Source organism: Pseudomonas folii, from assembly GCF_014357575.1.
In the GTDB taxonomy this organism is placed as follows: Bacteria; Pseudomonadota; Gammaproteobacteria; order Pseudomonadales; family Pseudomonadaceae; genus Aquipseudomonas; species Aquipseudomonas folii.
Genome location: NZ_JACONW010000039.1, coordinates 1 through 18,902, shown reverse-complemented (window position 1 = coordinate 18,902; position 18,902 = coordinate 1). Strand labels below are relative to the sequence as shown.

Here is an 18,902-nt window from a genome sequence, read left to right as displayed (position 1 = left end):
CACTGGGGTTCATTAGGAGTTTCACGATGGAAATGCTGAAGTTTGGTAAATTTGCTGCGCTGGCTCTGGCCATGGCTGTAGCTGTAGGTTGCTCTTCCAAAGGCGGCGACAACGCTGGCGAAGGCGCTGCTGTTGATCCTAACGCTGGTTACGGCGCAAACACTGGTGCCGTTGATGGCAGCCTGAGCGAAGAAGCTGCTCTGCGCGCAATCACCACTTTCTACTTCGAATACGACAGTTCGGACCTGAAGCCAGAAGCCATGCGCGCTCTGGACGTTCACGCCAAAGACCTGAAAGGCAATGGCGCTCGCGTAGTTCTGGAAGGCAACACCGACGAACGTGGTACTCGCGAGTACAACATGGCACTGGGCGAGCGTCGTGCGAAAGCCGTTCAACGCTACCTGGTTCTGCAAGGTGTTTCCCCAGCTCAGCTGGAACTGGTTTCCTACGGCGAAGAGCGTCCAGTTGCTACCGGCAACGACGAGCAGTCCTGGGCTCAAAACCGTCGCGTCGAACTGCGTAAGTAATTTGACATGCGAACGTGCCGACGTGCTCTAACCGTTTTGGCCCTCACCCTTCCACTTGCTGCGTGGGGTGCGGTTCCTGTGGTCGATAACAATTCTGGCTCTGGCAGCAGCAGTTATCCGCCAGCTGGTTATGGCACGTCTGGCGCCTATGCCGGGGGAGGGGTTACGGCCCAGCCCTCGGCACAAGGTCAGCTTTTCATGCAGCTGCAACAGATGCAGGACGAAATCGCGCGCTTGCGCGGTATGGTCGAGGTTCAGCAGAACGATATCCAGCGCATGAAACAAGAAGCGCTTGAGCGGTATCAGGATCTGGATTCACGCATAGGAGCAGGCGGCGCAGCCGCAGGTGCTTCCAATAATTCTCAACCGGCTGGCGCTGATATCAACGCCAGCGGTACGCCTGCTGCTCCGGCTGCGCAAGCGCCGTCGGCGGGCACTGAACCACCTGATCCAGCGAAGGAAAAGCTTTATTACGAAGCGGCCTTCGATCTGATCAAAGCCAAGGATTTCGACAAGGCCAGTCAGGCTTTCGGCGCTTTCCTTCGCAAATATCCAAACAGCTCATACGCTGGCAATGCTCAGTACTGGCTGGGTGAAGTGAACCTGGCCAAAGGTGATCTGCAAGGTGCAGGTCAGGCGTTTGCCAAAGTCAGCCAGCTTTACCCGAAGCATGCCAAGGTGCCTGATTCGCTGTACAAGCTTGCTGATGTCGAGCGTCGTCTCGGTAATACCGATAAGGTCAAAGGCATTTTGCAGCAGGTTGTAGCTCAGTATCCGGGTACATCCGCCGCTCAGCTGGCACAGCGGGATCTTCAGCGACTTTAAGGTTCTGACCCGTAATTCAAGAAAGCCGCGCTTGTCGCGGCTTTTTTCGTTAGAATTCGGCACCCGAATTTTCGGTACTTTTAAATACGCTTCTCTGGATTCTGCCATTGCAGGGTGCTTTGAAGTGCCTGACGGAGGCGGACGGCCTGTTTAGCTGTTACGCCCGTGGCCTATATGCAAGAAACGTTACGTATCACCGAAGTCTTTTACTCTCTGCAGGGTGAGACTCGTACCGCCGGCTTGCCCACTGTTTTTGTGCGGCTTACAGGCTGCCCGCTTCGTTGCCAATACTGCGACAGCGCCTATGCGTTCAGTGGCGGCACCATTCAGACGCTGGATGACATCCTCGGTCAGGTGGCTGATTATCGTCCCCGCTATGTCTGTGTGACCGGCGGTGAGCCGCTTGCCCAGCCCAATGCTATCCCCTTGCTGAAGCGTCTCTGTGATGCTGGCTACGAAGTCTCTCTGGAGACCAGCGGGGCGCTGGATATTTCCGAGGTTGACCCGCGTGTCAGCCGCGTCGTGGACCTGAAAACCCCAGGCTCCATGGAAGTCACTCGCAACCGCTACGAAAACATCGAGCTGTTGACGCCCAACGATCAGGTCAAGTTCGTGCTTTGCTCTCGTGAGGACTACGACTGGGCCGTCTCCAAGCTCATTCAGTACGGCCTGGAGCGTCGAGCGGGCGAAGTATTGTTCTCGCCCAGCCATCACCAACTGAACGCCCGCGACCTCGCAGACTGGATCGTCGCCGACAACCTGCCTGTACGCCTGCAAATGCAGCTGCATAAATTTCTCTGGAACGATGAGCCAGGGCGCTGAAATGAGTGAATCAACCATGACTGAAAAAAGAGCGGTAATCCTCCTGTCTGGCGGCCTCGACTCGGCCACTGTCGTCGCGATGGCGCGTGAGCAGGGCTACATCTGCTACACCATGAGTTTTGATTACGGTCAGCGTCATCGCGCCGAACTCGATGCGGCAGCGCGTGTTGCACGCGATCTGGGCGTGGTCGAGCACAAGGTCATCGGCCTGAATCTCAATGGCATTGGTGGCTCGGCACTCACCGACGATTCCATCGCCGTTCCTGAAACGCCGGGCGAAGGCATTCCGGTGACTTATGTCCCTGCCCGCAACACTGTGTTTCTGTCATTGGCGCTGGGCTGGGCGGAAGTGCTCGGCGCGCGTGACATCTTCATAGGCGTCAACGCCGTGGACTACTCGGGTTACCCGGATTGCCGACCTGAGTTCATCGAGTCGTTCGAGCGCATGGCCAACCTCGCCACCAAGGCGGGTGTGGAAGGGCAGGGGTTCACCATTCAGGCGCCGCTGCAGAATCTGAGCAAGGCCGATATCGTCAAGGCTGGCGTGCGTCTAGGCGTTGATTATGGCCTGACTGTTTCCTGCTATCAGGCTGACGATCAAGGCCGTGCATGCCGCAAATGTGACAGCTGTCGTTTGCGTGCAGAAGGCTTCGCAGCCGCCGGAATCAGCGACCCGACACGATATTTTTAAAATAATTGAAATTAGGTGTTGAATTACTCATATAAATCAGTAATATACGCGCCACGCAACAGAGGGTCGTTAGCTCAGTTGGTAGAGCAGTTGGCTTTTAACCAATTGGTCGTAGGTTCGAATCCCACACGACCCACCATTTTTTAGCAGTTTGAAAACCTGGAAGGCCCACGCAAGTGAGGATTTTCAGGTTTTTTTTTGCCTGTACGATTTGCCTTGCTGAGGGTGTAGCTTTTTCAAGGTGTCCAGGCGCTCATACAAGCAGCTGCCTAACGCGAAGCATGGCTTTGCTTCGGCGCAGCATCACCGAGCGCAGCCACTGTGTGTACAGAGCCTAGGGCAAGTCAGAGATCACCTGCGCCACGGCTATAGTCAGATACCACTTCCAAAAAGCACGCCGCAATTCCGGGTCGCCATCGTCGGACAGGCTGCTCGCCAACCCCAACCCTCCCGCAAACGCCGATGCGACTAAATAATCAGGCTCAAACGCTTCAGGATCCAGATCTTGATCGCGTAGGTCGTGGTCATTGTCGAATTGAACGTCAGTGACTGCCGTTACGATTGTGTTGGCAGCCGCGTGCCCGACAAACATTGCAGGGTACTCATCGGGTTCATACTCTTCATTCTCGACCACAGACACATAAAAATCGTCCCGTACGGCAATTGCGTCTGCTTCATCAAAAGCGCCAAGGGCAGCTTGCAGCGCGACGGCCAGAATGTGTTCGATGCGTTGAGCATCGCCAAACTTCTTTGTCCAGAATTCAATACCGTGTTGCACGCAGGCGATATTCAGCTTTGTCAGTAACCGTTTTTGGTCGTGAGTATTCCTGTTTTCCTTGATTATCGACCAGAGACGAGTTCGCCGCGGACGTGCTAGCTCACCCTTGGGCGAATTTTCAACTTCAGTCAGGAGTTCTGTGATGAGCGCTTCGTGTTCTTTTTTCATTTGAGCCTTGTGTCGGGTGGGCGGCATTCCGTATTGAACGATGCGCAAGGATCTCGGGCTTCAGCATGAGCTATGAAAAGCATCGATGTCAGCATAGTTGATGTTGAAATTCTTCAGAATAGTCATCGCAGTCTCCGAAACCACTAATCCATTTTTTTCGGTCATGCCAAAGTCGTCGACTCCAGCGACCCCATTTACCTGTAACCAATAAAAATCAGGTAAGGTTTTATCGGGGTAAAGCTCCAGAAAGTTTTCTGATTTTGAAATGACGACAGACTCAAATGACACGCCCGAAACTTTGCCGACTGACAGGGCATCCGCTAAAGGGCAGGTGCAAATAAAACACGGGAACGTCTCCAGTAGCTCGTCACCCAGCCAGCCTTCAAATTGATACTCCAGTTGACTGACCTTTGGCGGCCAACTTCCGGTGTCCATTACCGTTCGGTCTCCCAGGCTACCGGCGACTTCGGGCTCTACGTGGTAATAATTCATAAGTGTTTAGGCTCAACATTTGGCTTTTTTCAGCACATACTCATCTTGATGGTTCTCTCGGGCAAGCATACCCAAATCTGTCCAGTTCATGGCTCGGTTGTCCGCTGAGCCAATTCAATAAGCTGTCCTGTGACCTGGTCACTGCTGCAGATGGGTTTGCATGGCGTCTACGTCGCGTGAACCATCGGGCAGGTGAGAGCGCAGCATCAATAGGTCGGTCCATTACAGCGTATACAGGATGCACAATCTGCGTTTTGTCTTTACAGTTGTTGAGGCGTGCTGCTTGGCTGAAATGCGGCATTGGGGGCGTAGGACAGCCCGGTATGAGGTTCAGGAAGTCTATAATCACTGATATGAAATTATAATGATGAACATTGATGCGGAATTTGAAAGGATAGGAAAGTGTCGGTTTTTTTCCAATATGGGCGTTGCGCTCTCTGAAGAGGGACGTATTATCTGTATCGAGAGCGTGCGCAAGGTATTTGTTGAACCCTCTGAGCTCGAATTTCAAGGGTGCTACGAGGAAGTTGAGTGGCTCCCTACCTCTCCATCTCAAGATGATCCGTTTTATAAGCTACCTAAGCCGCCCAAAGAGTTGACTGGACTTAGAATGGACATCAATAAGTCTGTGATGGCAGCCACAAGAAACGTGGGGAAAGACTTGTTCTTGTGTGGGTCGCATGATTTTAGTGCTGCTGCTAGAAATGGAGTTTGTTTTGCTTTTCGGCAGTATGTGTCTGAGTGTTATTACGGTCATGGCGATCATTGGGAGGAAATCGTAGAAATTTATTATAAGGGACATTGGCCCGTTGGGTTTACGAAGGATAAAATCGTTGTTATCTAGAGGCTGAAACTCACCCGTAGGTCGTTTCAAAATAAATTTATGAAAAAAATACATGTCAAAGGCAAACATGAAAAATTTTCTGATATTAAAAAAAGCATTAGTGGGTCTCATGATATTCTCTGCCTTTTATCCGCAGCTTTCTTTAGCGCTACCTACTGATGGAAATAAAGCCATTAATGAACAATGGATCACTCATTATTTTGGCAGGTTTCAGCTGGATATTCCCGCGGGTTCTGAAAATGCCGCCGACTACAAACTCTACAATGAAAAAGTCGAACTCGTTAGCAGGAATGGAAAGTCCGACTTAAGTGCTATTGTCGATCAGAAAATTGAAGAGTTAAAAAAGGGAATCGCATACGGCACATCAAGCAAGTATGAGAAAACGATCCCCTTAAGTAATGGCAGCGTATTGGTGCTTTCCAGGTTGGACAAACTCTATACCTTTCATGCCTATCTTCTTACATCACAGAACACACTGTACAGCATGCTGGTGAAATCGATTTCGGCTAAAGGAATAGAGGGCGCCATAAATAAAACACGTGTAATAAGTGAATCCATATTTTTCAGGAATCCTCAGGACGCCCCACCCCAAGGGGCTTTTGCTTTGGAAGAAGGCTATACCACCCTGGGTACCGCTCAATCTCTGGAAGGCATTTACATGGGCGCACAAATCTCAACGCACCCAGGCACGTTTGTCAGTCTGCTCACTCAACGAATAGTTGAGCATGATGACTCATTAATGACGCGCTTCGAGGAAGAAAATGGCGGCGTTGTTTCAGGTATGAGCGACCTGTTGACCAGAACAAAAACGCTTAGAAAAAGAACGCGCAGGGTGGGCGACATCGAAGCAGAGGAGGTTGCTGTTGCAACGTCAATCGATGGAAAGCGTTTTTACACGTTTCAACTCGAATACCAGGGCCAGCTAAAATCGAATACTCGTCCGTTTATAGATTTGAGGTTGGGCACACGTGAGGTCGGGAGTGACTTCAAAACCGATGAAGAGGCGCTAGCGTTTTGGGACAAACTGGTAGGTAGCTTGAAAGCATTACCTTGATTTCGCATCGCGGAGTGCCTGCGCCATACACAGCGTTCACTACCTTGAAACTCTAATAAAAATCACACCCATTCCCTGCATGAAAATCGTGTGCGTATGGCTTCAGCTTGACTGCCCGAGGAACCAAGGGGAAAGATATCCCTTTTCGGCTCATCCTTGGGTCGAAATGCTATAGGGAAATTCCGTGATTGATTTAAGAAGCCCTGACGAAGTTCTTGAAGAATACGCTGAGCGCTATGATTCCCTGCTTCCCCTGCCTTCTCCACAGTTGCTTCAGCGCATGGATTACCTGTTGACGTCTGACGCCCCAAGGTTGCCCGTGGTGAAGCCCGAATGGATTGCCTCGCGCAAGTGCACCTTGACCGAAGCAGAGGCGCTGGATCGTGCAAAAGGCTGCCTGCTTGGACTGGCCATAGGCGACGCTGTGGGCACAACACTGGAGTTTTTGCCTCGTGATCGTAGCCACGTGCATGACATGATGGGGGGCGGTCCCTTCAGGCTTAATCCGGGAGAGTGGACCGATGACACCAGCATGGCTCTCTGCCTGGCAGACACTTATCTTGCGAAAGGCAGTTTCGACCTTATTGATTACGCGGACCGACTAGGCCGCTGGTATCTAAGCGGCGAAAACAGTCATAACGGTAAGTGTTTTGATATCGGCAATGTCACTCGAACTGCGATCGAAGAAAGGCTGAAAAATGGTGGCTTATGGCATGGAAATGATGCGCCATCCACCGCGGGTAACGGCTCGATAATTCGCTTGGCCCCCACTGCGATATTTCGTCGACATACGCTCTCGGCTACGTGGCGTGACAGTGCGGCCCAAAGTTACTGTACGCATAGGGCGCTGGAGGCCGTCGCGTGTTGTCATCTGCTCGGCGCACAGTTGCACCTGGCCCTCAATGGTGCAGACAAAGAAGAAACCCTGTCTCCCATGATTCGGCCCTTGCGGCCAAGAGCCTTGATCATCAATGCGGGCGAATACAAAGAAAAAACCAGGGACCAGATACGTTCATCAGGCTATGTCATTGACACACTGGAAGCAGCACTGTGGGCAGTGTGGAATACCGACAACTTCAAAGATGCGATTCTGTTGGCTGCCAATCTGGCTGATGATGCCGACAGCGTAGCCGCCACCGTCGGACAAATCGCTGGTGCTCTGTATGGGGTGTCGGGTATGCCGGAGGAGTGGGTCAGGAACGTCGCATGGTCAGAGCATATTCAGGGGCTGGCTCAGCAATTGTTCGAGCGTGCGCCGCTGCATGATCCTTTGGAAGAGTCTATCCGCGATTGATATACCTCGTTGTTTGACCGACATCCAGTCCAGGTAACTGCTACCAAAAAACTCGTGGTTCGATGATGAAAAACCTCTTTATCAGGATGATGACTAGCTCTATGGGTAAGCGTAAAAGGAAGACACTCCCGAAGGATTTCGATCAGTTGCTGAAGGATGCTCCGCTTGCCGAGTTGATCGCAGTGTTCGATGTGTGCGAGCTCGAAGCCACTGGGGGTTACAGTAAAAGCACGGCGCTTGGTTTTTATAATTGCCCGGATGATCTGGTCCGGTGGTTAGTGGAGCAGGGCGCAAACGTTGATGCCCGTGATGTGTATCAGCAAACGGCCTTGCACCATCGTAGTTCGAGCCGGACAGGAGGTGTCGATCTGCTGCTGGACCTGGGGGCTGATATCGAGGCTCAGGACTCTAAAGGCCATACACCGCTGCAGGTGGCGGTAGAGAGTCACAAGGCCGACTCAATCGCTGCTCTGATTCGTCGAGGCGCCAATACGGAGGTGAGGACCCGGCGACAGGGATACAGCCTGTTGCACCTCGCACTGCTCACGACGTCCAATGGCGACATTCGAGCTACTGCCAAAATCGCTGAGATCCTGTTGGAGGCAGGTTCGCAAGTCGAGGACGCTATGCGATCCGAAGTTGAGCGTATCGGTCGTCAATTCGAATTTCACCGGGCCGACTTCAACCCTGATTACCTGGCGGCAACCGATGCAGCCCTTGCCACTCTCTATCGTCTTTTCAATGTCACTCCAGTTGCCGCGCGCAACATCCATGACGGTCAGGCTGCGATAGTCGTGACAGCCGATGACTGGCCTGCCCGGCATCAGCAATTGTGGGAAATGCTGGTGCCATCCTCTGGAGCAGCAACGACCGTGCAAGGTGAGGCCATCCGCATCAGTGGTCGTATCTCGATAGAGATCAACGACAATGGCTCGGCCAACTGGGACGCCGACTTCAAAAAAATGCTTGATGCGCTCGTGGGGCATTTAGGCAGTGCCGTGCCTTTAAGTGGTCTGGAACTGGCCGAAGCCCGCACGCTCGCTGCCGCACTGAAAAACGGTAACGATCCCGCCGGGCACACCGATCGCCTCTGTGAACTGGCCGTATGCTGGGTCATCGCCAACCCGCAGCCAGTACTGTTGAATACGCCTTCCTACGGACGATAAACTCAGGTGCTGCCTTGGTAAGGCTCGCATCAGGTCATGATGAAGACAGGCCCCAAAGGGTATCCTCCTTGTCGGAGCGGCCATGAAGGGGGGGCAATCATCAGACCTTTTGAAACCTTAGGGCGCGCGATTTGGTACATTGGGCGTACTGTCCCTCCAGAACCCTCGCGTGACGTGTGGTTTTAGGGGGCGATTCAGAATTTGATGTTGGATGTCGTGAAATGAATGTTAGTCCGGATGTTCGTGACTGGGATGAATGTCGAGATATTCGTCAAGGCACGGTTTTTATTGTTGCGTCAGGTCCGTCTGCCAAGGATTTTCATCTTGAGGACTTCGCGCACATACCGATGATCACCATGAACGGTGCTATCTCCAAATTCATCGATGCCGGGGTCAGACCGTTTTTTTACGCATGCACTGATAAAGATTTCGCCAGTCAGCAACCCGCATTATTTTCTCAGGCGATGGCGCTGAGCGAGCGGGTTGCGCTTTGGGAAGAGACCCTTGAGGGACATTCCATAGTGCCTGGAGGGAAAGCATTTCTCTTGCGCAAAGCGCCCAAGCTCTCATGGGCTGAGCTGGTGGGTGCGGAAGATGAGCTGGTGCGAAGCGGAAGCTTGCTGAGCCGCCGCCGTAAGCGTCGAATCGGTTTCAGTAAAAACCTCAAGCGAGGTTTTTTCGACGCGCGCACCGTCGCATACCTTGCTCTGCAAATTGCTTACCATTGCGGTTTCAAGACTGCGGTGATGGTAGGGGTGGACCTGAATCAGTCAGCCCGGCGTTTTTATGAGACGGCAGGCTGCAAGCGCTCTCCTTGCGGATTGGATCAGCATTTTCATACGAGGATTTTGCCGTCGTTCTCGGTGGTTTCCGAAAAGGTCGTCGGCGAACGCTTTCAGGTGTTCAACCTCTCTGACGCATCGAGAATCCCTGCTGATGTCATCCCGAAAGTAGATCTGAATGAGCTTGATCGGCTTATCGACGTCTAGCTATGGAAGCACTCTCGCAGAGCGCTTCGATAGAAATCGAAAGCGTCAATTGCCCCCTGGATAGCCTCGGCTTTCTGCGCCTCATCCAGTTTCAGCCCGTCAAGTAACGTCACGAACTCGCGCCAGTGCAGGGCGCGACCATCGGGGTGGGCAGCAAGGTGGCGTGCGCCGTGTTGGGCGCCAAAGCCCATTTGCTGGGTTTCCTTGAAGAGGAAGGCCGCCCCCAGATTTGAACCCTCAGCGCAATACAGCCAGCCCAGAGCGGCATGGATCGAGTGCGGTTTTACCGCAGCGGGCGCGATCGGTGTTGGCAGGCCTATATCATTCATGTCGGCACGAACGGCATCAAAACGCGGCAACTCACTCAGGCCAGGCAGCAACTGATTCAGCTCGGCATCGTGATACAGCTCATGGATCGCGCCATGAAACCGATGCTGAAGGCGCAGAAAACAACCATAGCGCTGATTGTCTGCGAATGGCCGGGACTGCATGACCAGCGTGTCGACGCTATCGTGGTCGCGGGCGCTCCCTGCTTTAAGGCGTTTACTGAGCGGAAGGTCTGGCGTGGTGGGTGCATCTACAAGCATTGATAAAAGTCCTTTGGGAGCCGCGACAAGTTACCAGATGGCGGGGCTTGCTGCTCGGGCACGCATGTCAGTGAATAATGAACTTGGTGAAGTCGCATGCGTTGCGCGTGATGCCCAGAATGTCGGCCATGAACCTGTCATCTTCAGTGCTGCGGTGCATCGCTTTGTAGGTGATCTGCGGCAACGCTGGCGTGACATCCAGCCGCTGTAACTGTTTGCGATCCAGCACGTGACCCAGACAGTGTAGTGGCAGGCAAGCGGTTGCCAGTCCGGACACCGCCAGGCCGATCTGCGCCAGCAGGTTATTGCAGGTAATGGACTTGACGATGTCGATGCCTTTCATCTTGAACCACTGCCCATACGCCATGCCCATCCCTGACAGCGCGCCCTGAATGATCAACGTGCGCGATGCCAGTTCTTCCAGCGTCATGCTCGTCTGCTCACCCGCCAGAGCCGGTGTACACATCCAGGCGTTTTCCACTGAATCGAGAATCTCTGCGGAGAAGCGATTGTCCTGAAAGATGTCCGGAACAATGATCAGGTCGATGGAGTTACTCGCCAGACGCTCGTAAAGCACGGGGCTCAGGTCCACTTCTGGAATGATTTCCACCAGTGGATAAGCAGTGCGGATGCCGCTGACCAGATCCGGCAACCAGGTCAGCGCGGTCAGTTCCGTGACGCCCAGCCGCAGTTTGCGTTGCAGGTTCTCCGGGCTCTCCAGACGCTGCAGCATGGCATCTCGCTGATTCAGCAGGCTTGAGGCCAGCGCCACCAGTTCTTCCCCCATGGGCGTAAGTTGCGCACTGCGCCGGGAACGGTCGAAAAGCGGTTGCCCGTAGCGCGTTTCAAGATCATGAATGCGCTTTGAAATGGCTGACTGCGTGGTGTTCAGGTGATCGGCCGCCGAGTCGAAACTGCCCAGCCGGGCGACCCAGAAAATCGCTTCAATCTGCTTGATGGTGATCATCTTCAAGTCCTGATTCGTTGATCGAAAGATGCCTTTAAGTGATGAATAAAGCCAACAAAAAATCGCTTTTTGTTCGTTTTGGCAATCAGTAGTCTTCAAGGCAACCGAGCCTAAACCCACAGGTCATTCACCATGTCGTACCCGCTTTCGAACAAACTGAATCGTTTTGCATCGTCCGCCAGTGTTGCCGCGAAGGCGCGGGTCATGGAGCTGGAAGCTGCTGGCAAGAAGATTCTTGATTTCTGCGTCGGCGAGCCGGACTTCGTCACTCCGACCTCGATTATTGAGGCGGCACGCACGGCTGCTCTGGCAGGGCAGACTCGCTACACCGCGACCACCGGCACACAGCAGTTGAAGACCGCCGTGCAGCGCAAGTTCAAGCAAGACAACGGTCTGGATTATTCGCTGGCTGAAATCGTCGTAGGTTCGGGCGCCAAACAACTGATCTACACCGCGTTCACGTGCACGGTGGATGACGGCGACGAAGTGATCATCCCTGCGCCTTACTGGGTCAGCTACCCGGACATCGTCAAGCTCAATGGCGGCGTGCCGGTCATTCTCGAATGCCCGGACTCCCAAGGCTTCAAGCTCAAGCCTGAGCAACTTGAAGCGGCAATCACGCCGAAGACCAAATGGCTGGTGCTCAACTCACCGAATAATCCCAGCGGCGCGATTTACAGCGAAGCCGAAATGCAGGCCATCGCCGATGTGCTGGTGCGCCATCCCCACGTGTGGTTGATGACCGACGAAATTTACGAGTATTTCAATTACGCCGGTGCTGCGTTGCCCGCTCCGGCTGTACAGGCTCCTGAGCTCAAAGAGCGCACCCTGGTTATTAACGGCGTGTCCAAGGCCTACGCCATGACCGGCTGGCGCATTGGTTATGCGGGCGGTCCGCTGCCGCTGATCAAGGCCATGGACAAGCTGATGTCGCAAAGCATCGGCGGCGCGTCGGCGGTGAGTCAGGCTGCCGCAGTGGCAGCGCTGGAAGAGGGTGGTAGTTTCGTCGAAGAGGCGGCGCGAGTCTTTGGTGAGCGACGCAATCTGATCATCGGGCTTTTGAATGATGTGCCGGGCCTCAAGTGCCTGGATATCGAAGGCGCGTTTTATGCGTACCCTAACTGCGGCGGCCTGATTGGCAAGCGCACGCCAGACGGCGTGGTGCTGCAATCGGATCTGGATGTACGCAACTATTTGCTCGAAAGCGCCAACGTGGCGGTTCTGGATGGCGCGGCTTATGGGCTTTCGCCTTATCTGCGTCTGTCGTTCGCCACGTCCACCGAAATCATTACTGAAGGGTGCCGGCGAATGAAAGAGGCCTGTCAGGCATTGAATTAATTGTGGTCGTGACTAACAACTGCTTTCTATAAAACTAAAAAAGATCCGTTTTTATTTCTGCCCTCATTCTTGAAGAGATACCGACCATGATGAAAAAGGTTTTGCTTACTTTGATGGGGTTGATGGCAGCGACCACGGTAATGGCTGACGGCTTACAGGACGTCAAAGATCGTGGCACGCTACGTTGCGCGACACTGACTGACAGCGTGCCTCTGGGCTACCAGGACCCGACCACCCGGGAGATCGTCGGGCTGGACGTTGACCTGTGTAAATCCCTGGCCAAGCATTTGGGCGTAAAGGCCGAGCTGCAAGGCGTTGCCGTCAGTGCGCGGATTCCAACGTTGATTTCCGGTCGCGCCGACGTAGTGGCGGCAGCCTTGGGTTACACCAAAGAGCGTGCCGAGCAGATCGATTTCTCCTCGGCTTACTATCAGGTGCCGATCAAGGTGCTGGTCAAAGGCGACAGCGGGATCAAAACCTTCGCTGACCTGGCCGACAAGCGCGTCAGCGCTATCAAGAGTTCCACGCCTGAACTGTATGCGCGCCAGCAGATCACCGACGCCAAGGTTGTAGGTTTTGAAGACGCACCATCAGCGTTTCTCGCCCTGCAACAAGGCAAGGTGCAAGGCATGGCCATGACCGAGCCTGCGTCGATTCGCTTTCATACCCGAAGCCAGAACATGCGCTTTCTCGATCAGGCGCTGCACTTCGAGCCTAACTGCGTAGGTGTCAAAAAAGGCGAAACCGCACTGACCAACGCCATCAATCAGGCACTGGTGGACATGGAAGCCAGCGGCGAGCTGCAAGCACTGTGGGATCACTGGTACGGCGACCAGACCGAATACAAGCTGGTACGTGAGAAGAAACTCACCGCGCTATCTGATTTCCAGTGATTGAAAGCGGGCCGCTTCACGCGGCCCGATCGAGGTGCTTGTGTCAATTTTCAATGGCTTCGGTTCCCTGCTCCAGGGGGATTACCTGCAGGCGTTTCTGGGCGGTGCAGGGGTAACGCTGCAGTTGTTCTTCATTTCGGCGGTGCTGGCGTTCGTGCTGGCTTGCCTGTTGATGGGCATCCGGTTGATCCCCGGTCGGATCGGCGATTTCGTGGTGGCAGTCTTCGTTGAGTACCACCGCAACGTGCCCAGCCTTGTGCAGTTGTTTGTGTGGTACTTCGGTATCCCGCAACTGCTGCCGATGGCTGCTCAGGACTGGATCAACGGCCACGGCGGTGAAGTGATTTTCGCCATCATCGCCCTGACCCTGAACAGCGCTGCTTATGTGTCCGAAGACTTGCGCAGTGGCTTCCGTTCATTGCCCAACGGCCAGACCGAAGCCGCACGTGCACTGGGCATCAATTACGTGCAGACCCTGCGCAAGATTCTTATTCCACAGGCCATGCGCGCATCGGCTCCGTCGTTGGTCAATCAGGCACTTTCGCTGTTCAAGACTACCGCGCTGGCCATGGCCATTGGCACCGCAGAAATGATGTACATCACGCGGCAGATCGAAGGTGAAACCTACATGACCTTCCAGACCTTTGCTGTGGCGAGTCTGTTCTACCTGATCGGTTCTTGGACGATCATGATTCTGGGTGCCGTCTGGCAGCGACGCATCGACCTGCGGATGGCGAGGTAACCATGCTCGAGATTCTTCACGATTACGGGATTCTGCTCCTGATCGGCCAGTATCCACAGGGTCCGCTGGGCGGTCTGGCGCTGACTGTCATCATCGCGTTGCTTGCGCTGATTATTTCGTTCCCGCTGGCGGTCATGATGGGCCTGGCGCGTACGTCATCCATTGCACCGATTCGCAACGTGGCCATGGGGTACACCTATGTCGTGCGGGCTATCCCTTTGTTGTTGCTGATCTTCTGGTGCTACTTCGCGGTGCCTTTGATCACCGGAATCAACATCTCCGGCTTCGTCACCATGCTGGTGGCGCTGGTGGTGTACGAAGGCGCGTATCTGGGCGAAGTGGTGCGGGCGGGAATCAACGCGGTGCCTAAAGGCCAGGTTGAAGCTGCCCGGGCGATTGGCATGAGTTACGGTCAGTGCATGCGCAAGATCGTGCTGCCGCAGGCACTGTTCAACATGCTGCCTAGCATCCTCAACCAATTCATCATGATCACCAAAAACACCTCGCTGGCTTACCTGATCGGTACGCAGGAAGTCACCTTCGCGGCCTATCAGATCAACAACCAGTTGTTGACCCAGCCGTTCGAGGTCTATGCGCTGCTGGCCGGTTTCTACTTTGTGTTGTGCTTCACGCTGAGTCGTCTCGCCAAATGGCTGGAAGACACCATCAACCGCAAGCGCCTGGGTTCTGCCCGCGTCCAAGATGAAAGCGTCGAAGAAAATCCAGTTCTGGTGGGGCAACCGAAATGATCGAATTCAAGAACGTGAACAAGTGGTACGGCGAATATCGCGCACTGAGCGATATCACCGAGCAAGTATCGGCCGGTGAGGTGGTTGTCGTGTGCGGGCCGTCGGGGTCGGGTAAATCCACGTTGATTCGTACGGTGAACCGTCTGGAAGAGATTCAGGACGGCAGCATCCTGATTTCCGGTGAAGATGTGCACGCGTCGAAAAAGAACCTCAATGCGTTGCGCAGCCGGGTGGGCTTCGTCTTCCAGAACTTCAACCTGTTCCCGCACATGAGCGTGCTGGATAACGTGATGATCGGACCAATCACGGTGCTTAACCGTAACAAGACCGACGCCGCGAAAACCGCCCGCGATCTGCTGGCAAAGGTTGGTCTGGCGCACAAGGCCGATGCCATGCCGCTGCAATTGTCCGGTGGTCAGCAACAACGGGTGGCAATTGCCCGGGCCTTGGCCATGGAGCCGCCAGTCATGTTGTTCGATGAGCCGACCAGTGCGCTGGACCCGGAAATGGTCGGTGAGGTTCTGCAGGTCATGAAAGACCTCGCGTCCGAAGGCATGACCATGATTTGCGTCACCCATGAAATGGGCTTTGCCCGGGAAGTGGCTGACCGTATCTGGTTCATGGACGCGGGCCAGGTATTGGAGCGCGCTGCACCGGAAGACTTCTTTACCGCACCGAAACACCCGCGTGCGGCCAAGTTCATCTCTGATATTCGGGCCCACTGATGAAACCGCTTGCATCGCCGCACCTGCCCGTTCGCAAGGACTGGCTGGCGCGGGTGGATGAACCGGCGATCGATCCGCAGTTGGCGATTGTCGATGCACATCACCATCTGTGGGATCGTCCGGAAAACCATTACCTGCTGGATGACTATCTGGACGACATCGATAGTGGACACCGGATCGTGGCGTCGGTGTATATGCAATGTCGCTCGATGTTCAACACGGATCGGCCCGAGCCTTTCCAGTGTGTGGGCGAAGTGGAATTCGCCAACGGTATCGCGGCACTCAGTGCCAGCGGGCTTTACGGCCCGGCGCGGATTTGTGGCGCTATTGTGGCCGGTGCGGATTTGCGTCTGGGGCAGGCTGTGGTGCCAGTACTGGAAGAGATGCTTGAGCGGGCCGGCCCAAGGTTGCAGGGGATTCGTAATGTAACGGCCTGGCATGCTGATCCTCGGGTGACCTCCAATCCCAAACCGCCACCGTCAGGCATCCTCATGGACCCCCGTTTCCGCGAGGGCGTGAGCCGCCTCAAAGACTACGAGCTGACCCTGGATGTCTGGGGTTATCACACCCAGCTTGAAGAGGTGCTGGATCTGGCCAGGTCCTTCCCTGATCAGATCATCGTGCTGGATCACGTCGGTGGGCCCATTGGCGTGGGACTTTATGCTGGCCGTCGGGATGAAGTTTTCGCTGAGTGGTCGCGGCTGATCTGCCAGCTGGCGAATTGCCCGAACGTACGGATCAAGCTGGGTGGGTTGGGCATGAACGTCGGTGGCTTTGATCTGCACACTTATGAATTGCCCCCTGATTCGGACATGCTCGCGACGTTGTGGCGGCCGTACATCCTGCATTGCATTGATGCTTTTGGTGTCGAGCGTTGCATGTTTGAAAGCAACTTTCCGGTTGATAAGGGAATGTATTCCTATGGCGTCATGTGGAATGCCTTCAAAAAGATAACGGCCAACTTCACGACTGAAGAGAGGCGCTTTTTGTTTAGTCAGACAGCCGCTAGTACCTATAACTTGACGATTGCTGATTAGTGTTTACGGCACGTTAACAGCGAAGGCTGTTAGTTGGAATTTTTGAATGTCCGGTATACGGGGTGCGGTTTCGTTCGCCCTGAAGAAAGCTTCATGCAGTTTTTTTGTTGTTTGATTTTGAATGTTTATTTAACTCATGACAGAGCAGGGCGGTTGGTTTTGCTCGTCAGCTATTGCGAGGCTGCATTATGTCCAGTGGATTCAGAGTCTTGAAGCGTACCCGTCAGGTCAGCGCTGAACAGGTTGAAGGTTATCGTCAGGTGCCTGTGGCCAATGTCAGCGATTCCATGAACCGCATGACCGCCGGGGGCGCAACCTTGCGGCCCATGCACCGTTCGGGTGTTCTTGCCGGTCCCGCGTTGACGGTGAAAACCCGCCCCGGCGATAACCTGATGGTGCATTACGCCCTGGACATTGCTCAGCCGGGCGATGTGATTGTGGTGGATGCCGGAGGTGACCTGACCAATGCAATTATCGGCGAATTGATGGTCGCTTACGCCATCAAGAAGCGCTTGGGCGGTATTGTCATCAATGGTGCTATTCGTGATGCGGCCAGTATTGCGGCAGGTGACTTCCCGGTATTTGCCGCGGGTATTACTCACCGTGGTCCTTACAAAGATGGTCCTGGCGAGATTAATGTTCCGATTGCAATCAACGGCATGGTCATCGAACCAGGCGACATGATTATTGGCGACGATGACGGCCTGTTAAGTATTCCTTTTGATGAAGCTGACAGTGTACTGAACAAAGCCAGCGCAAAACATGCGGCTGAAACTCAGCAACTTCTGGATATCGCCGAAGGTAATAGCGATAGGCGTTGGGTGATTAATAGCCTCAAACAGAAAGGCTGTGCATTACCGGAATAAACGCTACGCAATCATGTGGTCAATTGCCAGGAAATGATCAGGCGCCGCAGGCCGCTGAAACAGATGGTAAATCTGTAGGGGGCTGGCTAAAATCCGCGCGCCTTCTGCGGCTTGAGCCAATCGGACGTGACCGATTGGCCTCAGGACCGAACCACGACCCCTGGTCGACATACTTATAAAGCTGGAAGGCCCGTGAAAATGAGGATCTCCAGCTTTTTTTGTGTCTGCTTTTCGGGTGTAAACTCGCCTTGTGCGCTATCAGAGCGCTTTCAGGTCCAGCGAACATGACGCAAATTTCCGAACGCCTGTTGGTCCAGGCCCATCTCGATGCCAAACAGCCCAAAGAGCTGAGCATTGAAGAGCAGGCTCATTACCGCGCTGCGATTGCGGCCGAACTCAAGGCCCAGGACGCTGTGCTGGTGGCGCATTATTACTGCGATCCTGTCATTCAGGCGCTGGCGGAAGAAACCGGCGGCTGCGTATCCGACTCGCTGGAAATGGCTCGTTTCAGCAATAACCATTCGGCGAAGACCGTTCTTGTCGCTGGCGTGCGCTTCATGGGCGAAACCGCCAAGATCCTCAATCCTGAAAAACGCGTGCTGATGCCGACCCTTGAGGCGACCTGCTCGCTGGATCTGGGGTGTCCGGTGGATGAGTTCACGGCGTTCTGTGATCAGCACCCGGAGCGTACGGTGGTGGTTTACGCCAATACCTCGGCAGCGGTCAAAGCCCGTGCGGACTGGGTTGTGACGTCCGGATGTGCGCTGGAGGTCGTTGAAAGCCTGATGGACAACGGCGAGAAAATCATCTGGGCACCTGACAAGCATCTGGGTCGTTATATCCAGCGCGAAACCGGTGCGGACATGCTGCTCTGGGACGGCGCTTGTATCGTCCACGAGGAGTTCAAGTCCAAGCAACTCGAAGACATGAAGGCGCTGTATCCGGAGGCGGCGATTCTGGTCCACCCTGAGTCGCCGGAGTCAGTGATCGACCTGGCCGATGCGGTCGGCTCGACCAGCCAGATGATCAAGGCCGCACAGACGCTGCCAAATAAGATGTTCATCGTGGCCACCGATCGCGGCATTTTCTACAAGATGCAGCAGCTGTGCCCGGACAAGATTTTCATCGAAGCCCCAACTGCCGGTAATGGTGCGGCCTGCCGCAGTTGCGCGCATTGCCCGTGGATGGCGATGAATACCCTTGAGCGTACCTTGCAGTGTTTGCGAGAGGGGACCAACGAGATCTTCGTCGACCCGGCGGTGATTCCTCATGCGGTCAGGCCGTTGCAGCGGATGCTGGACTTCACCCAAGCCGCGCGGATGAAGCAGATGGGAAATGCCTGACGGCT

General features: G+C 54.5%; 21 protein-coding genes and 1 tRNA gene. 18 read left to right on the top strand and 4 right to left on the bottom strand.

Going from position 1 to position 18,902, the window contains the following annotated elements:
* Positions 1 to 26 precede the first annotated feature (26 nt).
* The 5 genes from pal (at position 27) to H8S59_RS10650 (ending at position 3,004) form a co-directional block, all read left to right on the top strand.
* A complete protein-coding gene (gene pal, locus H8S59_RS10670) occupies positions 27 to 527 on the top strand; it encodes a peptidoglycan-associated lipoprotein Pal (protein ID WP_027899119.1) in 501 nt (166 codons plus the stop codon).
* A gap of 6 nt (positions 528 to 533) precedes the next feature.
* Positions 534 to 1,352, top strand: coding sequence for a tol-pal system protein YbgF (ybgF, locus tag H8S59_RS10665; protein ID WP_095093544.1), 819 nt, complete (start codon positions 534 to 536; stop codon positions 1,350 to 1,352).
* A 174-nt stretch (positions 1,353 to 1,526) separates the two neighbouring features.
* Complete coding sequence (gene queE / locus H8S59_RS10660) at positions 1,527 to 2,174, top strand: 7-carboxy-7-deazaguanine synthase QueE (RefSeq protein ID WP_187521393.1); 648 nt, start codon at positions 1,527 to 1,529, stop codon at positions 2,172 to 2,174.
* A gap of 16 nt (positions 2,175 to 2,190) precedes the next feature.
* Entirely contained in the window at positions 2,191 to 2,865 is a 675-nt protein-coding gene (gene queC, locus H8S59_RS10655) for a 7-cyano-7-deazaguanine synthase QueC (RefSeq protein ID WP_187521392.1), read from the top strand.
* Positions 2,866 to 2,928: 63 nt separating this feature from the next.
* Positions 2,929 to 3,004, top strand: a tRNA-Lys gene (locus H8S59_RS10650).
* A 195-nt stretch (positions 3,005 to 3,199) separates the two neighbouring features.
* On the opposite strand, the gene H8S59_RS10645 is transcribed toward H8S59_RS10650, so the two are convergent.
* Both H8S59_RS10645 and H8S59_RS10640 read right to left on the bottom strand, forming a co-directional pair.
* Positions 3,200 to 3,811, bottom strand: coding sequence for an Imm5 family immunity protein (locus tag H8S59_RS10645; protein ID WP_187521391.1), 612 nt, complete (start codon positions 3,809 to 3,811; stop codon positions 3,200 to 3,202).
* Between the two features lie 60 nt (positions 3,812 to 3,871).
* Positions 3,872 to 4,303, bottom strand: coding sequence for a hypothetical protein (locus H8S59_RS10640; RefSeq protein ID WP_187521390.1), 432 nt, complete (start codon positions 4,301 to 4,303; stop codon positions 3,872 to 3,874).
* A 364-nt stretch (positions 4,304 to 4,667) separates the two neighbouring features.
* On the opposite strand from H8S59_RS10640, the gene H8S59_RS10635 reads away from it, so the two are divergent.
* From H8S59_RS10635 to H8S59_RS10615, 5 genes are all read left to right on the top strand, one after another.
* On the top strand, positions 4,668 to 5,147 hold the full coding sequence (locus H8S59_RS10635) for a hypothetical protein (RefSeq protein WP_246475224.1): 480 nt from the start codon (positions 4,668 to 4,670) through the stop codon (positions 5,145 to 5,147).
* Positions 5,148 to 5,199: 52 nt separating this feature from the next.
* Entirely contained in the window at positions 5,200 to 6,201 is a 1,002-nt protein-coding gene (locus H8S59_RS10630; RefSeq protein ID WP_246475222.1) for a T6SS immunity protein Tli4 family protein, read from the top strand.
* 184 nt (positions 6,202 to 6,385) lie between these two features.
* Complete coding sequence (gene tri1 / locus H8S59_RS10625) at positions 6,386 to 7,495, top strand: ADP-ribosylarginine hydrolase Tri1 (RefSeq protein WP_187521389.1); 1,110 nt, start codon at positions 6,386 to 6,388, stop codon at positions 7,493 to 7,495.
* A gap of 62 nt (positions 7,496 to 7,557) precedes the next feature.
* On the top strand, positions 7,558 to 8,661 hold the full coding sequence (locus H8S59_RS10620) for an ankyrin repeat domain-containing protein (protein ID WP_246475220.1): 1,104 nt from the start codon (positions 7,558 to 7,560) through the stop codon (positions 8,659 to 8,661).
* Between the two features lie 221 nt (positions 8,662 to 8,882).
* Complete coding sequence (locus tag H8S59_RS10615; RefSeq protein ID WP_095093530.1) at positions 8,883 to 9,650, top strand: lipopolysaccharide biosynthesis protein; 768 nt, start codon at positions 8,883 to 8,885, stop codon at positions 9,648 to 9,650.
* Here the strand turns inward: H8S59_RS10615 and H8S59_RS10610 are convergent.
* Entirely contained in the window at positions 9,647 to 10,237 is a 591-nt protein-coding gene (locus tag H8S59_RS10610; RefSeq protein ID WP_187521388.1) for a biliverdin-producing heme oxygenase, read from the bottom strand. The genes H8S59_RS10615 and H8S59_RS10610 overlap by 4 nt on opposite strands.
* A 67-nt stretch (positions 10,238 to 10,304) precedes the next feature.
* Positions 10,305 to 11,204: a LysR family transcriptional regulator gene (locus H8S59_RS10605; RefSeq protein ID WP_187521387.1), complete on the bottom strand. Its 900-nt coding sequence runs from the start codon at positions 11,202 to 11,204 to the stop codon at positions 10,305 to 10,307.
* A gap of 132 nt (positions 11,205 to 11,336) precedes the next feature.
* Here H8S59_RS10605 and H8S59_RS10600 point away from each other — a divergent pair, with 132 nt between their 5' ends.
* The 8 genes from H8S59_RS10600 (at position 11,337) to nadA (ending at position 18,897) form a co-directional block, all read left to right on the top strand.
* Positions 11,337 to 12,542, top strand: coding sequence for an aminotransferase class I/II-fold pyridoxal phosphate-dependent enzyme (locus H8S59_RS10600; RefSeq protein WP_187521386.1), 1,206 nt, complete (start codon positions 11,337 to 11,339; stop codon positions 12,540 to 12,542).
* An 86-nt stretch (positions 12,543 to 12,628) separates the two neighbouring features.
* The gene (locus H8S59_RS10595; RefSeq protein ID WP_202973086.1) at positions 12,629 to 13,435 is read left to right on the top strand and encodes an ABC transporter substrate-binding protein; all 807 of its coding nucleotides are present in this window, start codon (positions 12,629 to 12,631) and stop codon (positions 13,433 to 13,435) included.
* Between the two features lie 40 nt (positions 13,436 to 13,475).
* Positions 13,476 to 14,177 (top strand): amino acid ABC transporter permease, encoded by a 702-nt coding sequence (locus H8S59_RS10590; protein ID WP_206197296.1) that lies wholly within the window; start codon positions 13,476 to 13,478, stop codon positions 14,175 to 14,177.
* A gap of 2 nt (positions 14,178 to 14,179) precedes the next feature.
* Positions 14,180 to 14,926: an amino acid ABC transporter permease gene (locus H8S59_RS10585; RefSeq protein WP_187521385.1), complete on the top strand. Its 747-nt coding sequence runs from the start codon at positions 14,180 to 14,182 to the stop codon at positions 14,924 to 14,926.
* Positions 14,923 to 15,651 (top strand): amino acid ABC transporter ATP-binding protein, encoded by a 729-nt coding sequence (locus H8S59_RS10580; RefSeq protein WP_095093525.1) that lies wholly within the window; start codon positions 14,923 to 14,925, stop codon positions 15,649 to 15,651. Before H8S59_RS10585 ends, H8S59_RS10580 begins: the two co-directional genes overlap by 4 nt.
* Complete coding sequence (locus tag H8S59_RS10575; protein WP_187521384.1) at positions 15,651 to 16,688, top strand: amidohydrolase family protein; 1,038 nt, start codon at positions 15,651 to 15,653, stop codon at positions 16,686 to 16,688. The genes H8S59_RS10580 and H8S59_RS10575 overlap by 1 nt, the downstream gene beginning before the upstream one ends.
* Before the next feature lie 188 nt (positions 16,689 to 16,876).
* Complete coding sequence (locus tag H8S59_RS10570) at positions 16,877 to 17,554, top strand: RraA family protein (RefSeq protein WP_187521383.1); 678 nt, start codon at positions 16,877 to 16,879, stop codon at positions 17,552 to 17,554.
* Between the two features lie 284 nt (positions 17,555 to 17,838).
* Positions 17,839 to 18,897 carry a quinolinate synthase NadA gene (nadA, locus tag H8S59_RS10565; protein WP_087274332.1) on the top strand — a complete coding sequence of 353 codons (1,059 nt, stop codon included), beginning with the start codon at positions 17,839 to 17,841 and terminating at the stop codon, positions 18,895 to 18,897.
* The last annotated feature ends 5 nt before the right edge of the window (positions 18,898 to 18,902 follow it).

What these genes read in the sequence shown, in the direction of transcription:
- pal (WP_027899119.1), top strand. Translation starts at nt 27, where the DNA reads ATGGAAATGCTGAAGTTTGGTAAATTTGCTGCGCTGGCTCTGGCCATG.
- ybgF (WP_095093544.1), top strand. Translation starts at nt 534, where the DNA reads ATGCGAACGTGCCGACGTGCTCTAACCGTTTTGGCCCTCACCCTTCCA.
- queE (WP_187521393.1), top strand. Translation starts at nt 1,527, where the DNA reads ATGCAAGAAACGTTACGTATCACCGAAGTCTTTTACTCTCTGCAGGGT.
- queC (WP_187521392.1), top strand. Translation starts at nt 2,191, where the DNA reads ATGACTGAAAAAAGAGCGGTAATCCTCCTGTCTGGCGGCCTCGACTCG.
- H8S59_RS10645 (WP_187521391.1), bottom strand. Translation starts at nt 3,811, where the DNA reads ATGAAAAAAGAACACGAAGCGCTCATCACAGAACTCCTGACTGAAGTT.
- H8S59_RS10640 (WP_187521390.1), bottom strand. Translation starts at nt 4,303, where the DNA reads ATGAATTATTACCACGTAGAGCCCGAAGTCGCCGGTAGCCTGGGAGAC.
- H8S59_RS10635 (WP_246475224.1), top strand. Translation starts at nt 4,668, where the DNA reads ATGATGAACATTGATGCGGAATTTGAAAGGATAGGAAAGTGTCGGTTT.
- H8S59_RS10630 (WP_246475222.1), top strand. Translation starts at nt 5,200, where the DNA reads ATGTCAAAGGCAAACATGAAAAATTTTCTGATATTAAAAAAAGCATTA.
- H8S59_RS10620 (WP_246475220.1), top strand. Translation starts at nt 7,558, where the DNA reads ATGATGAAAAACCTCTTTATCAGGATGATGACTAGCTCTATGGGTAAG.
- H8S59_RS10615 (WP_095093530.1), top strand. Translation starts at nt 8,883, where the DNA reads ATGAATGTTAGTCCGGATGTTCGTGACTGGGATGAATGTCGAGATATT.
- H8S59_RS10610 (WP_187521388.1), bottom strand. Translation starts at nt 10,237, where the DNA reads ATGCTTGTAGATGCACCCACCACGCCAGACCTTCCGCTCAGTAAACGC.
- H8S59_RS10605 (WP_187521387.1), bottom strand. Translation starts at nt 11,204, where the DNA reads ATGATCACCATCAAGCAGATTGAAGCGATTTTCTGGGTCGCCCGGCTG.
- H8S59_RS10600 (WP_187521386.1), top strand. Translation starts at nt 11,337, where the DNA reads ATGTCGTACCCGCTTTCGAACAAACTGAATCGTTTTGCATCGTCCGCC.
- H8S59_RS10595 (WP_202973086.1), top strand. Translation starts at nt 12,629, where the DNA reads ATGATGAAAAAGGTTTTGCTTACTTTGATGGGGTTGATGGCAGCGACC.
- H8S59_RS10585 (WP_187521385.1), top strand. Translation starts at nt 14,180, where the DNA reads ATGCTCGAGATTCTTCACGATTACGGGATTCTGCTCCTGATCGGCCAG.
- H8S59_RS10580 (WP_095093525.1), top strand. Translation starts at nt 14,923, where the DNA reads ATGATCGAATTCAAGAACGTGAACAAGTGGTACGGCGAATATCGCGCA.
- H8S59_RS10575 (WP_187521384.1), top strand. Translation starts at nt 15,651, where the DNA reads ATGAAACCGCTTGCATCGCCGCACCTGCCCGTTCGCAAGGACTGGCTG.
- H8S59_RS10570 (WP_187521383.1), top strand. Translation starts at nt 16,877, where the DNA reads ATGTCCAGTGGATTCAGAGTCTTGAAGCGTACCCGTCAGGTCAGCGCT.
- nadA (WP_087274332.1), top strand. Translation starts at nt 17,839, where the DNA reads ATGACGCAAATTTCCGAACGCCTGTTGGTCCAGGCCCATCTCGATGCC.